Below are 13,864 nucleotides of genomic sequence, written 5' to 3'. Positions count from 1 at the left end.
TCAGGCGGTGCGCGCGGCCCTGCGCCGGCGCACCGCCAGCCATCCGGCCAGGCCGAACAGCGACAGCGCCGGCCAGCCCCCATCGGTGACGAAAAGATACGCCGCGCCGATCCCGGCACAACCAATCAGCGCCGCGAACCGCCAGCTGACGGTGACCGGGCGCGGTTGCCAGAAGATACCGATCGCCATCGCCGCAAACGCGTTGACCGTCAGCCACAGATACGATGCGTCGCGCCCGATCGATCCGGCCAACGGCAGTTTGACCATGGCGTAGCCGCGCATCGCGTTGGGAAAGCAGTCGGCCGCCAGATGGACGCCGAGGCCGATCGCGAGGCCGGGGGCAATCGCCCTCCCGCCGCGCCGTGCCGCCAGCAGAAGGACCGGGAGCACGCTGTGCGTCAGCGCGCTCCGATGGGCGAGCATCATCGTGAAATCGAGGTCGGGCAGGGTGGTGCCTGCCACGCATGCCAGCATCGTCGCCGCCGCCCATGCCCAGTCGTCGCGAGGTCGCCAGCGCGAGACGAGCCACGCGCCCGACAACCAGATGATGCTTTCCACGCTCGCCTCTTCCCCTTGGATGGCGGCCCCGATAACAGACGGGCATGTGGCTTCTCTACCAGTTCCCGCTCTGTCCCTTTTCGCGCAAGGTCCGGCTGCTGCTGGCCGAGAAGGGAGTGGGATACGAGCCGGTGCGGGAGTCGCCCTGGCTGCGGCGCGACGAGTTCATCGACATGAATCCAGCCGGCGAGACGCCGGTGATGGTCCATGCCGAGCGGCCGGGGCGGCCAATGATCGATTCGATGGCGATCTGCGAATATTTCGAGGAGACCGTCGACAAGGCGGCGATGATCAACGGGACCGCCGCCGACCGGGCGGAGATCCGACGGCTGGTGACGTGGTTCGACGTCCATTTCTATCGCGACATCACGCGCCCCCTGCTGACCGAGCGGATGGAAAAGCGCCTGGTGCTGCGGACGGCCCCGGATGCGGGCCGGTTGCGCGAGGCGATGAAGGCGGCGGTCGCGCATCTCGATTATGTCGATTACCTGCTCGACCATCGTCAGTGGTTGGCGGGATCGACGATCAGCCTTGCCGACCTGGCCGCCGCGGCGCAGATTTCGGTCGCCGATTATCTCGGCGGCATCGACTGGAAGAGCCATGAGCAGACCAAGCGCTGGTATCTGGGCATGAAGAGCCGCCCGTCGTTCCGGCCGCTGCTTGCCGAGCGGATGGAGGTGATTGCCCCGCACGCCGACTATGAGAAGCTGGATCACTGACATGCTCGAGCACGTTCCCGGCTGGCTGGGCAAGGCGCTGAAAGGCCTGCGCGCGGGCGAGGAGAAGCTGGCGATCGTGCAGCCGGGGCTCGGCAGCTTCGTGTCGCTCAACCTTGCCAGCCCGGCCTTTGCCAACGGTGCTCGGCTGCCTGAACGGTTCACCGCCGACGGCGAGGGGGTGTCGCCGCCCTTGTTCTGGACGGGGGTTCCCGTCGAGGCGGTCCGCATGGCGCTGCTGGTCGAGGATGCCGACGCGCCGACCCCGTCGCCGCTGGTCCACGCCGTCGTCTGGGATCTGCCCGCCGGCGACGGCGAATTGAAGGAAGGCGCGATCGTTGCGGACGGCGCGGGCGGAGAGGGCGGCGATGTCGGTCGCAACAGCTATCTGGCGGAAGGCTGGCTGCCCCCCGATCCGCCGACCGGCCATGGCGTTCACCATTATGCCTTTCAGCTGTTCGCGCTTGGCGAGGGGCCGGACCTGAAGCGCAACCCCAGCCGCTCGGCGATGCTGAAGGCGATGAGCGGCCGGGTGCTCGCGGCGGGCGTGCTGACCGGCACCTATTCCCGCGGCGAGGAGAAGCCCGTGGGACCCGCCGCCGCCGCTGTCCCCGCGGGCGGCTGACTGCCGCCGAACCGTCACATGCGCGTGCAAGGCAAAGCTGCTATGCGACCGATCCTGATCCTGCCCACCCTTTTCGCGGCAGTGCCCGCCGCCGCGCAGATCGCGCCGGTGCCGCAACAGCCTGCCTCCGCCCAGGCGGCCGAGGCGGGGGTGACGGTGTTCTTTCCCAACGAAAGCGCCGCGCCCGTCGACCCGCGCGCGCCGGACACGATCGAGGTGACGGCGGCCGACGGTTCGCGTCTGACCCTTGTGCGTGACGGTCCAGCGCTGCTGCCGGTGCCGGCGGGCGGGTTCGGGCGGGCCCGCTATCGTCCCGCACCGGTCGCCGCTGCCGAGGCGGCCGTGCCGATGCCCGCGACCCCGGCTACCGAGGCGGCCGAGGCGATCGCCGCCTCTCGCGAGCAGGAGGTGCTGGGGTCGGCAGGCACGGCATCGTCCATCGCCTCGCGCTTTACGCCCTATCGCCCGACCTATGGCGCGTTCGGACTCGATGATGCGGGTGCGAAGCTCCAGTTCAGCTTCGCCTTCCAGCCGTTCGAAACCAACGGCGCGCTCAACGGGCTGCGTTTTGCGTATACGCAGACGATGTTCTGGCGCATCGACCTGCCGTCCGGCCCATTCGTGTCGACCAACTACAATCCCGAAGTCTTCTACGAAGTCCCGCTGACGCAGGATGCGGTCGCGGCGGTAGGCTATTCGCACGAATCGAACGGTCGGGGCGCCGCCGGGTCGATCGACGTCAACCGCATCTATGCGCGCCTGACCCGCCGCTTCGATCTCGGCGACCGCTGGTATGCGGAGGTGAGCCCGCAACTCTGGTTCTTTGTCGGCAACCAGGGCGTGGCGGGCGATATCGAGCGGTATCTCGGTTATGGCCAGGTGGGCGCCGCGATCGGGCGAACCGACGGTCTCAAGCTCCAGTTGGTCGCGCGCGGCAATCCGGGGACGGGGCGCGGGGCGGGCGAGCTGTTCGCCTCCTACCCGCTCGCCCGGCTCGGATGGGGGCTTGGCATCCATGCCTTTGGCCAGGGCTTTACCGGCTATGGCGAGGCGCTGGACGACTATGACCGCCGCGACACGCACGTCCGGTTCGGAATCGCCCTTAGCCGGTAATCGACAGCGCGCGCGGGGCGGCGTAGCAAGGGGCAAGCCAGGGAGAGATCGACCATGCGTATCGTCCGCACCGCCGCCGTCATCGCCGCCGCCAGTTTGGCGCTGCCCGCCGCCGCCGCGCTCGCGCCCGGGGTCAAGGCGCCCGACTTCACGACACAGGGTGCGCTCGCCGGCAAGGTGTTTCGCGTGAACCTGGCCCAGCAGCTCAGGAAGGGGCCGGTCGTCCTCTATTTCTTCCCTGCCGCCTTCACTTCGGGTTGCAATGCCGAGGCCAAGGCTTTTGCCGAGGCGGTGCCGCAGTTCCGCGCGGCGGGCGCGCAGGTGATTGGCATGTCGGCCGACGCGGTGCCGCAGCTCCAGAAATTCTCGACAGAGCATTGCGCGGGCAAGTTTCCGGTCGCCAGCGCAAGCCCGGCGTTGCTCCGACAGTATGACGTGCTGCTCGACCGGCCGGGCATGACCCGGCCGATGAGCGACCGGACCAGCTATGTCATCGCGCGCGACGGCAGGGTCGCGTTCGTCCACAGCGACATGAGCCCCGTCGATCACGTCCGTCAAACTCTGGCCGCCGTGAAGGGGCTGAAGGCGCGCTAAATCACCCGTTTCTGCGCCTTTGCTGACCAGTTGTTAGGCATTCGAGATTAAGACACGCAGCTTGTCGAGCCGGGGGGGCCGGATCGTCGGGGGGGCCATGCGAAGGAAGATGCCGCCGCTCGAGCATTTGCCCGATGCCGTTGGCGGCATCGCCACCCGCGCGCTCTACAAGCGGATCGGCGACTTCCTCTTTGCGCAGGCGATGGCGCCGACGCCCGCCAATTATGCGCTCGCCTATGCGGTGCTGACCGATCCGGCCGGCGACCTCGCCAAGTCGATCGCGGCGCGCACCGATGGCGGCGTTCGCCTGAGCCAGCGCGATCTCGACGAACTGGGGCTGCGCGCGGAACGCGCGGCGGCGGCCGGCCAAGATGCCGAGCCGGACAAGGTCGAACTGCTCGCCGCGCGGGCGCAGAGCCAGATGGACGGCTTTACCGATGTCGTGGTGCGAATGCACAGCCATACCCGCGATTTTGGCCGCGAACTGATCGCGAGCGCCGATGCGATCGAGCGCAGCCGCGTCGAGCAGGGATCGTCGCGGCTGTTCGTCGACGATGTCGCTCGCATCACCAGCGCGATGATCGGCCGCGTGCGCGAGGCCGAGCACCAGCTTGAAGATGCGCGACACGAGGCCGAGGAACTGCGCCAGGCGCTGGAGGAAGCGCGCGGCGATGCGCTCAGCGATCCGCTGACCGGGCTGCCCAACCGGCGTGCCTTCGAACAGGCGTTCGCCGAGCGGTTGGCGGCGGGCCGAAACCCGTGCGTCGCGGTCTGCGACGTTGACCATTTCAAGGCGGTCAACGACCGGTTCGGCCATGCGGTCGGCGATCGCGTGCTCCGCGCCGTCGCCGCCACGCTCGCCGACGCCTGTCCCGATCATCTCGTCGCGCGCCATGGTGGGGAGGAGTTCGCGGTGCTGTTCGATGGCGACCTGGCACAGGCGATCGCGGCGATCGACGTTGCCCGCGCTACCATGGCGCGCCGGCGTCTGCGCGTGCGCGAGAGTGACGAGCTGATCGGTACCGTCACCTTCTCGACCGGGATCAGCGCGTCCAACCATGCCGAGCGGTTGGAGCAAGTGTTCGAGCGTGCCGATGCGCTGCTCTACGCCGCTAAGGCCGCGGGGCGCGATCGCATCTTCTCGGATGCGGAGACCGCCATCTGATTGGCGGATTTCACCAATAGGGTTGGTTGAAAATACGAACTTCGTCGTTTCGTGATCAGAAAACGCCGGTTTCCCCTGCGTTTTCGAAACTGGCACAGCCCCTGCAAACACCTTGGCATCGGCCGCCGGATGGTCCGCCAGGCCGAAATCGGGGAGTTCAAACCATGTCGCTTCGCCTTTCCACGCTCCAGAACTCGGCCGTCTCGCTGGTCGGCGCGCTGTTCTTCACCGCGGTGCTCGTGGCCGCCTCGTCGCCCGCCGTGCCCTTCGCATGATCGCGCGCGGCCGCACCGGTAAAGCGCCGGGTGCGATGATCGAAAGTGTCAGGATCGGCGCCTTGTCCTTCTTCGCGACGGCGGCGCTGATCCTCTTCCTCGGCGCCGGGAACAGCCTGATCGGCTGACCCGGCGTCCGCTTATCCGCTGATCGGCGCGATGTTCAGCCGCCGCAACTCGATCGCGGGACAGCTGTCCATTACGACCTTGAGGCCCGCCGCCTCGGCTCGCGCCGCTGCCGCCTCGTTGACGACGCCAAGCTGCATCCACACCGCCTTTGCACCGACCGCGATCGCCTGATCGACGACCTCGCCCGCAGCGTCGGATCGGCGGAAGATGTCGACGATGTCGATCGGGTCACCGAGCTGCTCCAGCTCGCGGAACACGAACTCACCATGCAGATGTTCACCCGTGATCGCGGGATTGACCGGGATCACGCGATAGCCGTGCTGCTGTAGCGTCGCCATCACGCCGTAGCTCGGCCGGTCGGGCCGGTCGCTCGCCCCCACCAGCGCGATCGTGCGTGCGCCCTCTAGAAGCGCGCGGATATCGTCGTCGGCGGTCAGCGGCATGGCCCTATCCCTGGTGGTCGATCCAGTCGGCCACGCGGGCCGCGATCCCTTCGAACGCCGTGCGCTCGGCCACGTTCCCCGCGTCCGAAGCCTCGCGGATCGCCATGGCGAGCGGCACGCGACCGAGAAAGGGGATGCCCATCGCTGCCGCCGCCGCCTCCGCGCCGCCTGAGCCGAAAGGGTCGGATACCTCGCCGCAATGCGGGCAGGCATAGCCCGCCATGTTTTCGACCAGGCCGATCACCGGCACGCCCGTCTGCCGGAACAGGTCGATCGCTCGCCGCGCGTCGATCAGCGCCAGATCCTGCGGGGTCGAGACAATGACGACGCCCGCGGGCTTGTGCTTCTGGATCATCGTCAGCTGAACGTCGCCGGTGCCGGGCGGCATGTCGACGACGATCGTACCGGTTCCGCTCCAGTCGCCGTCGATCAGCTGCGTGAGCGCATTGGTTGCCATCGGCCCGCGCCAGGCCAGCGCCTTGTCCGGCCCGACCAGCTGCCCGACCGACAGCAGCGGCACGCCGGCGGCGGTGGGAACGGGCACCAGCTTGTTGTCGCGCGCCTCGGGCTTCACGCCCTCGACCCCCAGCAGGCGCGGCTGCGAGGGGCCGTAGATGTCGGCATCGACCATGCCCACGCTGCGCCCGGCCGCGGCCAGCGCGGCGGCGAGATTGGTCGAGACGGTGGACTTGCCGACGCCGCCCTTGCCGCTGGCGACCGCGATGAGGCGGCGGGCGGTGCGCTGGCTGGTTTGCGCGACGCGCACTCCGGCAATGCCCGGCACGGTGCGCGCCGTAGCCTCGACCTCCGCCGCCAGCGCCTCGCGCGCACGCTCGGACAAACCGCTCACGTCGAGGATGATGCTGGCGCGCTCACCCTCGACCCGCACGGTGGCGCGGCCGGCAGCAAGGGGGGCGAGCAGGGCGTCGAGCTGTTGCCTAGGGTCCATGCGCGTCCATCTAGGGGATACGCCCTTTCGCGCCACTGTTAATCGCCGCGCGGCCCCCTATAAAGACCCACATGACAGGATGGATGGGCTGGATGGCGCGCGGTCGCGTGCTTCGCAACGACAACCCCAAGGGGCCGTGGGGCGGCAGTGGCGGCGGTTCCGGCAATGGTGGCGGCGATGGCGGCCCGCGCAACCCATGGGCCTTCCCGCCGGAGGGCCGCCGGCCCAAACCCAACGCGACCTCGCTCGACGAATTCCTGAAGCGCGCACGCGGAGGCGGCGGGGGCGGCGGCTTTCCCGGCGGTGGTAATTTCCAGATTCCCGGCGGCCAGAATATCTGGTTCGCGGCGATAGGCCTGCTGGTCCTCGTCTGGGTCGCCTTTACCTCGGTCCATTCGATCGCCCCGCAGGAAAAGGGCGTGGTCTCGCTGTTTGGTCGCTATTCGACGACGCTCAACCCCGGTATCCAGTTCACGCTGCCTGCGCCGGTCGCGTCAGTGCAGAAGGTCGATGTCCAGGAAAATCGCGTCGAGGACTTCCCCCAGGCCGCGACCGAAAACCTGATGCTGACCGAGGATCAGAACATCATCGATCTTGCCTATTCGGTGCGCTGGAACATCCAGAACGCCGAGGATTACGCCTTTCAGCTCGCCAATCCGCGCGACACCGTGCGCGCGGTCGCCGAAAGTTCGATGCGCGCGGCAGTCGCCAGCGCGACGCTGAACGAGGCGATCGGCGCCGGCCGCACCAATATCGAGGCCGACGTGCAGCAGCGGATGCAGGCGATCCTCGACGAGTATAATTCTGGCGTCCGCGTGCTCGGCGTCGCGATCAAACAGGCGGTCGCGCCTCAGGCTGTAGACGAGGACTTTAAGGCGGTGAGCGCCGCGCAGCAGCAGGCACAGGCAAACATCAACCAGGCACGCGCCTATGCCCAGCAGATCGTCGCGCGGGCGCAGGGCGAGGCGGCGTCGTTCGACAAGATCTATGAGCAGTACCGCCAGGCGCCCGAAGTGACCCGCCGCCGCCTCTATTATGAGACGATGGAGGCGGTGCTCGCCAAGTCGAACAAGACGGTGGTCGAGGCGCCGGGGGTGACCCCCTATCTGCCGCTGCCCGAGGCGTCGGGCCGTCGCCGCGAGCCGACGCCGCCCGCCGCGCAGGAGCCGGCACAGCCCCAGACACCGCCCGCCGCGCCGCAGGGAGGCAATTGATGAACGCCCGCCTGTTCCGAAACCCGATGGCGATCGGCATCCTCCTGCTCGCGCTGGTCGTGCTGCTCGCCAACACCTTTGCGATCGTGCCCGAGACCAAGCAGGCGGTCATTCTGCGCTTCCAGAAGCCGATCTCACTCATCAACCAGTATCAGCCGCGCGAGCAGTTCGGGCGGACGGGGGCGGGCATCATCGCCAAGATCCCGTTCTTCGACCGCATGGTCTGGATCGACAAGCGCGTGCTCGACATCGAGCTCGACAACCAGCCGGTGCTTTCGACCGACCAGCTGCGGCTGGAGGTCGATGCCTTTGCCCGTTTCCGCGTCGTGAACCCGCTTCAGGCGGTGATCTCGACGGGCTCGACCGCGAACACCGAGCAGCGCGTAGCCGACCAGCTTCGGCCGCTGCTGTCCTCGGCCCTGCGGAACGAACTCGGCAAGCGGCCCTTCTCGACGCTGCTCAGCCCCGAGCGGGCGCAGGTGATGGACAATATCCAGATCGCCCTTGATCGCGTCGCACGCCAGTACGGCGCCGAGATCGTCGATGTGCGCATCCGCAAGGCCGACCTGCCGACCGGCACGCCGCTCGAATCGGCGCTACGCCGAATGGCGACGGCCCGGCGTCAGGAGGCGCTGACGATCGAGGCGCAGGGGCTGCGCGAGGCGCAGATCGTCCGCGCGAATGCCGATGCCGAGGCCGCGCGCGTCTATGCCGCCAGCTTCGGCAAGGATGCCGAGTTCTACGACTTCTATCGCGCGATGCAGTCCTATCGCTATAGCTTTGGCGCCGATGGCGATGGTGAGCGCGGCGGCACGTCGATCATCCTGTCGCCACAAAACGATTACCTCCGCGCCTTCACGCGCGGCGGCCGCGGAAACTAAGGGCGGAACCAAAGAGGGATCGGACGAGTCGGGCAATCTGACCGTCCGTTCACATTCAAACGCAGTTCAGCATCGGTTTGCGAAAACAATTGTAAACCACAGTCTGGAAGGAACCTGATTTCGTGCGTTACGCCTACGCGATCACCAGTGCGCTCCTCCTCGGCGGCGCCGCCGCCACTCTCGCCGTCCAGCCCTCGATCACCTCGGCGCAGACCGCCCAGAACGAGCCGGGTGCGATCAATTCCGCCGCGCCGCGTGCCGGGGCGCCGATGAGCTTTGCCGACATGGTGGCCAAGCTCCAGCCCGCGGTCGTCAACATCTCGACGACGCAGCGTGTGACGGTGCCGTCAAATCCGTTCGCGGGCACGCCATTCGAGCAGTTCTTCGGCCAGCAGGGCGGTGGCCGTCCGCGTACGCAGGAAGGCCAATCGCTCGGCTCGGGCTTCCTCATTTCGGCCGACGGCTATGTCGTCACCAACAACCACGTCATCTCGGCCGGTTCGCCCAATGCCACGGTCGAATCGGTGAAGGTGACGCTTGCCGACCGGCGCGAGTTCACCGCCAAGGTGGTGGGCCGCGATCCGACCTCGGACCTCGCGGTCCTCAAGATCGAGGGTACGACGTTCCCGTTCGTGCGCTTCGGCAATTCGGGCGCGGCGCGCGTCGGCGACTGGGTGGTCGCGATCGGCAACCCCTTCGGTCTGGGCGGATCGGTGACGGCGGGCATCATCTCGTCAGTCAACCGCGTGACCGGCGGTGGGCCGTTCGACCGTTTCATTCAGACCGATGCCTCGATCAATCGCGGCAATTCGGGCGGGCCGCTGTTCGACATGCAGGGCAATGTCATCGGCATCAACTCGCAGATCCTAAGCCCCACCGGCGGCAATGTCGGCATCGGCTTCGCCATCCCCGCGGAGCAGGCGCGGCCGATCGTCGATACGCTGATGAAGGGCCGCGCACCGCAGCGCGGCTATCTGGGTGTTGGCATCCAGCCAATCGACGATGATCTCGCCGCCGGACTCGGCATCGAGCGCAATCGCGGTGAACTGATCGCGCGGGTCGAGCCGGGCCAGGCCGCCGAGCGCGCCGGAATCCGTGAGGGCGACGTGATCGTCCGCGTCAATAACCGCGACGTCAATCCGGAGAACTCGCTGAGCTATCTCGTCGCCAATTCGGCGCCGGGCACGCGCATTCCGATCGAGTTGATCCGCGACGGCCGCCGCGTAAATGTCACCGCCACGGTCGGTACGCGGCCGAGCGACGAGGAACTGGCCGGCTTTCAGATGGATGACCAGAACCAGGCGCCGGGTGACAATCCGGGGCCCGCAGTGCCTTCGGGCGCGGCGACGCTGGGGCTCACGGTGCAGCCGCTGACGCCGCAGATTGCCCGTTCGATCGGCGTCGAGGTGACGACCCGCGGTCTCGTCATCGCGGCCGTCGACCCGTCGAGCGATGCCGCGACCAAGGGCCTTCAGCGCGGCGACGTCATCACCTCGGTCGGCGGTCAGCCGGTGCTGACCGCGGCCGATTTCCAGCGTCAGGTCGCCGCCGCCCGGGCGGCGCGCCGACCGTCGGTGGTGATTCAGATGCAGCGGCGCGGTGTCGCCCGCTACCTCGCGCTGTCGCTGGCTGCGACGCCCAACTGATCGGCTGCTGACGAACCCGCCGTTTCCGCCTATTCCTGCCGTATATCAGCAGGAGTGGCGGGAATGGCGGATGTCGGTGGGTCGATCTTCATCGGGGCGGGGGCGGGCGGTGTCGATCCCCAGGCGCTCGTCCTCAAGCGCGCCAACCGCCATGGCCTGATCGCCGGTGCGACCGGCACCGGGAAGACCGTGACGCTTCAGGGGCTGGTCGAGGGCTTTTCCGACGCGGGCGTCCCCGTCTTCGTCGCCGATGTGAAGGGCGACCTGTCCGGCCTCGCCATGGCCGGCTCGCCGCAGGCCAAGACGCATGCCATCTTCGCGGAACGCGCGGCCGAAATCGGCGACAGCGGCTGGTCCTACCGCGAATGCCCTGTCCAGTTCTGGGATCTGTTCGGGGAACAGGGCCACCCGATCCGAACCACCGTCAGCGAGATGGGGCCGTTGCTGCTCGCGCGGCTGATGGGCCTGAACGACACGCAAGAGGGCGTGCTTTCGATCGCCTTCCACCTCGCCGACGAGGAGGGGTTGCTGCTCCTCGACCTCGACGACCTGCAGGCGATGCTCGCCGAATGCGCCAGCCGCGCGGACGAGATTTCGACCACCTACGGCAATGTCAGCAAGGCGAGCGTCGGCGCGATCCAGCGCCAGCTCCTCCAGCTGCGGGGGCAGGGGGGCGAGCATTTCTTCGGCGAGCCGGCGCTCGACATCGGCGACTTCATGCAGCTTGACGAGAGCGGTCGCGGCATCGTCAACATTCTCGCCGCCGACAAGCTGATGGCGAGCCCGCGGCTATACGCCAGCTTCCTCCTGTGGCTGCTGTCCGAGCTGTTCGAGACGCTGCCCGAGGTCGGCGATCCCGACAAACCCAGGCTCGTCTTCGTCTTTGACGAGGCGCATCTCCTGTTCGACGACGCACCGCCGGCGCTGCTCGAGAAGGTGGAGCAGGTGGTGCGGCTGATCCGGTCGAAGGGCGTCGGCGTCTATTTCGTCACGCAGAACCCGATCGACATTCCCGAGAGCGTGGCCGGGCAGCTCGGCAACCGCGTTCAGCATGCGCTGCGCGCGTTTACCCCGCGCGACGAGAAGGCCGTTCGATCGGCGGCGGAGACGTTTCGCGCGAACCCGACCGTCGACGTGGCGACGGTCATCACCGAGCTCAAGGTGGGCGAGGCGCTGGTCTCGCTGCTCCAGCCCGACGGCGCGCCGTCGCCGGTGTCGCGCACGCTGATCAAGCCGCCGCGCAGCCGGGTGGGGCCGGTGACGCCGGTCGAGCGCGGGGTGCTTACGCAAACCGACGGCGTGGGAGACAAGTACGACACACGCATCGACCGCGAGTCCGCCGAAGAATTGCTTGCGGCGAAAGCGGGCGAAGCGGCAGCGGCGGCGCAGCAGGCCCAGGCGGTCGCCGAGGACGCGAAGGCGAAGGCGGCCGAGGCCAAGGAGGCTGCGCGCCTTGCCAAGGAGAACGAACGCGCCCGCATCGCCGCGCAGCGCGATGCCGACCGCGCCGCGCGCGAGACGGAAAGGGCCCGCCGAACCGCCGAGCGCAAGGCGGCGAACTCGCCCTGGAACAAGGCGGTGACATCGGCCACGCGGTCGGCCTCGTCGGCCGTCGGCCGGACCGTAGCGAACGAAGTCACCAAGGCGGTGTTCGGCTCGAGCCGCGGCGGCGGGATCGGCGCGAAGATCCTGCGCGGGGTGTTGGGGGGCTTGTTCCGGGGGTAAGGTGCGAGGAAGCGGTGCAACTCCGGCGTGACGCAGTTGGCACCCATACCGTCCCGACAGAGTGTTTCACCCCCGGAGTTGATCCGGGGTCGCGCCTCTTCATTCTCTGAGCCAGGCTCGTGACGTCGTTGCCGCAGCGAAGCCCGAGCCCGCGCGTAGCTCATGCCGCACCCCGTAACAGGGGAATCCCAGCTTTCGCTGGCGACGAATGCGTCTCGCCGAGTGCGATGAACGGGCGCTTACGCCCAGCGACGGGCGTGCTCCTCGTCATGGCCCTCACGAAGCAGCGCGGCCTGTTCGCGCCATTGCTGCTGCGCGATGCGGCCGCGGCCGAAGCCTAGCCGGTCCTCGAGCGCCGCTTCGTCGGCGGGCGTCAGTGCCTCGATGGCTGCATAGGTCTTGATGCCCTCGGCCCGGAGCGCCTGTTCGGTCGGCTCGTCGATGCCGTGGATGCGCGACAGATTGTCGCGGCCCCAGCCAAAGAACCCGCCGCCGCGCGACGTCGAACTGCCCGCTGCCGTCGCGGTCGCAGCCGTGCCCACCGCCGTTGCCGCTGTGCCGCTAGCGCGATGTCGCAGGGCCTCATCGCGTTCGCGCTCCAGCTCGCGGATGCGCGCATCGCGCGTTGCTAGGCCTTCGCGGCTTGCCTTGAACTCGGCTTCCTGTGTGCGATAGCGCTCCTTCCACTTCCGACCGCCGGGATGACTGGCGAGGCCGAACAGCCAGCCGGCAACCAGGCAGAGCGCGAGCACGGCGAACTGGGTAGGGGTGGAAAACAGCATCGCATCGCCTCCTGTTACGGAGGCTGAACGGCGCGCCCGGCAGGCCGTTCCCTTATCCCGCCAGCAGTGCGTCGTTGATGTCGCAGGCCGCAGGGCCAAGGATGACGACGAACAGCGTCGGCAGGATGAACAGGATCAGCGGCACCGTCATGATCGCGGGCAGGCGCGCGGCCTTTTCCTCGGCGCGCATCATCCGCTCGTTGCGGAACTCGGCCGACAGGACGCGGAGGGCGGAGGCGAGGGGCGTGCCGTATTTCTCGGTCTGGATCATCGTCGTGACGACGCCCTTCACCGCCTCCAGATCGACGCGGGTCGCGAGGTTCTCGAACGCCTGGCGACGGTCGGTGAGGAAGCCGAGCTCGATCGCGGTCAGCGAGAACTCCTCGCCGAGCTCTGGATAGGCGCGGCCGAGCTCGCGTGCGACGCGGTGGAAGGCGGCGTCAACGGTCAAGCCCGCCTCGGCGCAGATGACGAGCAGATCGAGCGCGTCGGGCAGGCCCTTGCGGATCGCGTCCGACCGCTTCTTGATCTTGTTCTGCAGATAGAGGTCGGGCGCCTTGTACGCGCCGATGAACGTCATCGCGACAAGACCATAGGCCTTGAGCGGCGACCAGTCGGCAAAGCCGTCGGTGCCATAGACCCAGTAGAGCATCGGCCCGCCGAGCACGATCGGCATCACCAGCCGGCCGAAGATCACCGCGACCGCCCAATCCTTCGACCGGATGCCGGCCTGAAGGAGCTTGCGCTGCGCGACCTTGAGCTGTTCGTCCTGAAGCACCTTCAGCGACGACAGGAAGTCGCGCATTCTGTCGGCGGCGTCGTTCTTTTGGACGAGCTTGGCGCGCCGCTTGCTGGTCGAGGCGGTGATGCCCGCCTTCAGCTGCTCGCGGCGGTCGTTGAGCGCCTTGACGCGCTTCGCCATGGGATCGCGGATGCTGACCGCGGCATAGATCGCCATGATCGTCGCCAGCGCCGCGACCGCGGACAGAAGAGTGGCGACGAGATAGATGTCGAAGCCGAGCAGGGTAGGGCCGGGTGCGGTAGGCATG

The 13,864-nt window shown here is 68.0% G+C and carries 15 protein-coding genes; 10 read left to right on the top strand and 5 right to left on the bottom strand.

What is annotated here, in order from left to right:
* Positions 1–558, bottom strand: a complete 558-nt coding sequence (locus COC42_RS02690) for a hypothetical protein (RefSeq protein WP_096341726.1) — start codon at positions 556–558, stop codon at positions 1–3.
* A gap of 44 nt (positions 559–602) precedes the next feature.
* On the opposite strand from COC42_RS02690, the gene COC42_RS02685 reads away from it, so the two are divergent.
* From COC42_RS02685 to COC42_RS18050, 6 genes are all read left to right on the top strand, one after another.
* On the top strand, positions 603–1,277 hold the full coding sequence (locus COC42_RS02685) for a glutathione S-transferase family protein (protein WP_096341725.1): 675 nt from the start codon (positions 603–605) through the stop codon (positions 1,275–1,277).
* Between the two features lies 1 nt (position 1,278).
* The gene (locus COC42_RS02680) at positions 1,279–1,899 is read left to right on the top strand and encodes a YbhB/YbcL family Raf kinase inhibitor-like protein (RefSeq protein ID WP_096341724.1); all 621 of its coding nucleotides are present in this window, start codon (positions 1,279–1,281) and stop codon (positions 1,897–1,899) included.
* Between the two features lie 42 nt (positions 1,900–1,941).
* Positions 1,942–3,012 carry a phospholipase A gene (locus COC42_RS02675; RefSeq protein ID WP_096341723.1) on the top strand — a complete coding sequence of 357 codons (1,071 nt, stop codon included), beginning with the start codon at positions 1,942–1,944 and terminating at the stop codon, positions 3,010–3,012.
* Between the two features lie 54 nt (positions 3,013–3,066).
* Positions 3,067–3,606, top strand: coding sequence for a peroxiredoxin (locus COC42_RS02670; RefSeq protein WP_096341722.1), 540 nt, complete (start codon positions 3,067–3,069; stop codon positions 3,604–3,606).
* Between the two features lie 97 nt (positions 3,607–3,703).
* Positions 3,704–4,771: a GGDEF domain-containing protein gene (locus tag COC42_RS02665; protein ID WP_245843775.1), complete on the top strand. Its 1,068-nt coding sequence runs from the start codon at positions 3,704–3,706 to the stop codon at positions 4,769–4,771.
* A 271-nt stretch (positions 4,772–5,042) separates the two neighbouring features.
* Positions 5,043–5,174 (top strand): hypothetical protein, encoded by a 132-nt coding sequence (locus tag COC42_RS18050; RefSeq protein ID WP_281253069.1) that lies wholly within the window; start codon positions 5,043–5,045, stop codon positions 5,172–5,174.
* 12 nt (positions 5,175–5,186) lie between these two features.
* On the opposite strand, the gene COC42_RS02660 is transcribed toward COC42_RS18050, so the two are convergent.
* Entirely contained in the window at positions 5,187–5,618 is a 432-nt protein-coding gene (locus COC42_RS02660; protein WP_096341720.1) for a CoA-binding protein, read from the bottom strand.
* Between the two features lie 4 nt (positions 5,619–5,622).
* On the bottom strand, positions 5,623–6,567 hold the full coding sequence (locus COC42_RS02655; protein ID WP_096341719.1) for an Mrp/NBP35 family ATP-binding protein: 945 nt from the start codon (positions 6,565–6,567) through the stop codon (positions 5,623–5,625).
* Positions 6,568–6,638: 71 nt separating this feature from the next.
* On the opposite strand from COC42_RS02655, the gene hflK reads away from it, so the two are divergent.
* The 4 genes from hflK to COC42_RS02635 all read left to right on the top strand — a co-directional run bounded on the left by hflK (position 6,639) and on the right by COC42_RS02635 (position 12,033).
* Entirely contained in the window at positions 6,639–7,781 is a 1,143-nt protein-coding gene (hflK, locus tag COC42_RS02650) for a protease modulator HflK (RefSeq protein ID WP_245843774.1), read from the top strand.
* Positions 7,781–8,662, top strand: a complete 882-nt coding sequence (gene hflC, locus COC42_RS02645; RefSeq protein ID WP_096341718.1) for a protease modulator HflC — start codon at positions 7,781–7,783, stop codon at positions 8,660–8,662. Before hflK ends, hflC begins: the two co-directional genes overlap by 1 nt.
* A gap of 122 nt (positions 8,663–8,784) precedes the next feature.
* On the top strand, positions 8,785–10,308 hold the full coding sequence (locus COC42_RS02640) for a trypsin-like peptidase domain-containing protein (protein ID WP_096341717.1): 1,524 nt from the start codon (positions 8,785–8,787) through the stop codon (positions 10,306–10,308).
* A gap of 63 nt (positions 10,309–10,371) precedes the next feature.
* Entirely contained in the window at positions 10,372–12,033 is a 1,662-nt protein-coding gene (locus COC42_RS02635) for a helicase HerA-like domain-containing protein (protein ID WP_096341716.1), read from the top strand.
* 239 nt (positions 12,034–12,272) lie between these two features.
* On the opposite strand, the gene COC42_RS02630 is transcribed toward COC42_RS02635, so the two are convergent.
* Both COC42_RS02630 and COC42_RS02625 read right to left on the bottom strand, forming a co-directional pair.
* The gene (locus COC42_RS02630) at positions 12,273–12,815 is read right to left on the bottom strand and encodes a hypothetical protein (protein WP_096341715.1); all 543 of its coding nucleotides are present in this window, start codon (positions 12,813–12,815) and stop codon (positions 12,273–12,275) included.
* Between the two features lie 52 nt (positions 12,816–12,867).
* Positions 12,868–13,863 carry a type II secretion system F family protein gene (locus COC42_RS02625; protein WP_096341714.1) on the bottom strand — a complete coding sequence of 332 codons (996 nt, stop codon included), beginning with the start codon at positions 13,861–13,863 and terminating at the stop codon, positions 12,868–12,870.
* Position 13,864: the final 1 nt, after the last annotated feature.

This window comes from Sphingomonas spermidinifaciens, from assembly GCF_002351485.1.
In the GTDB taxonomy this organism is placed as follows: domain Bacteria; phylum Pseudomonadota; class Alphaproteobacteria; order Sphingomonadales; family Sphingomonadaceae; genus Sphingomonas; species Sphingomonas spermidinifaciens.
The sequence above is the reverse complement of the archived record's forward strand: the minus strand, read 5'-3'. Positions and strand labels throughout refer to the sequence as shown.

What these genes read in the sequence shown, in the direction of transcription:
- COC42_RS02685 (WP_096341725.1), top strand. Translation starts at nt 603, where the DNA reads ATGTGGCTTCTCTACCAGTTCCCGCTCTGTCCCTTTTCGCGCAAGGTC.
- COC42_RS02680 (WP_096341724.1), top strand. Translation starts at nt 1,279, where the DNA reads ATGCTCGAGCACGTTCCCGGCTGGCTGGGCAAGGCGCTGAAAGGCCTG.
- COC42_RS02675 (WP_096341723.1), top strand. Translation starts at nt 1,942, where the DNA reads ATGCGACCGATCCTGATCCTGCCCACCCTTTTCGCGGCAGTGCCCGCC.
- COC42_RS02670 (WP_096341722.1), top strand. Translation starts at nt 3,067, where the DNA reads ATGCGTATCGTCCGCACCGCCGCCGTCATCGCCGCCGCCAGTTTGGCG.
- COC42_RS02665 (WP_245843775.1), top strand. Translation starts at nt 3,704, where the DNA reads ATGCGAAGGAAGATGCCGCCGCTCGAGCATTTGCCCGATGCCGTTGGC.
- COC42_RS18050 (WP_281253069.1), top strand. Translation starts at nt 5,043, where the DNA reads ATGATCGCGCGCGGCCGCACCGGTAAAGCGCCGGGTGCGATGATCGAA.
- COC42_RS02660 (WP_096341720.1), bottom strand. Translation starts at nt 5,618, where the DNA reads ATGCCGCTGACCGCCGACGACGATATCCGCGCGCTTCTAGAGGGCGCA.
- COC42_RS02655 (WP_096341719.1), bottom strand. Translation starts at nt 6,567, where the DNA reads ATGGACCCTAGGCAACAGCTCGACGCCCTGCTCGCCCCCCTTGCTGCC.
- hflK (WP_245843774.1), top strand. Translation starts at nt 6,639, where the DNA reads ATGACAGGATGGATGGGCTGGATGGCGCGCGGTCGCGTGCTTCGCAAC.
- hflC (WP_096341718.1), top strand. Translation starts at nt 7,781, where the DNA reads ATGAACGCCCGCCTGTTCCGAAACCCGATGGCGATCGGCATCCTCCTG.
- COC42_RS02635 (WP_096341716.1), top strand. Translation starts at nt 10,372, where the DNA reads ATGGCGGATGTCGGTGGGTCGATCTTCATCGGGGCGGGGGCGGGCGGT.
- COC42_RS02630 (WP_096341715.1), bottom strand. Translation starts at nt 12,815, where the DNA reads ATGCTGTTTTCCACCCCTACCCAGTTCGCCGTGCTCGCGCTCTGCCTG.
- COC42_RS02625 (WP_096341714.1), bottom strand. Translation starts at nt 13,863, where the DNA reads ATGCCTACCGCACCCGGCCCTACCCTGCTCGGCTTCGACATCTATCTC.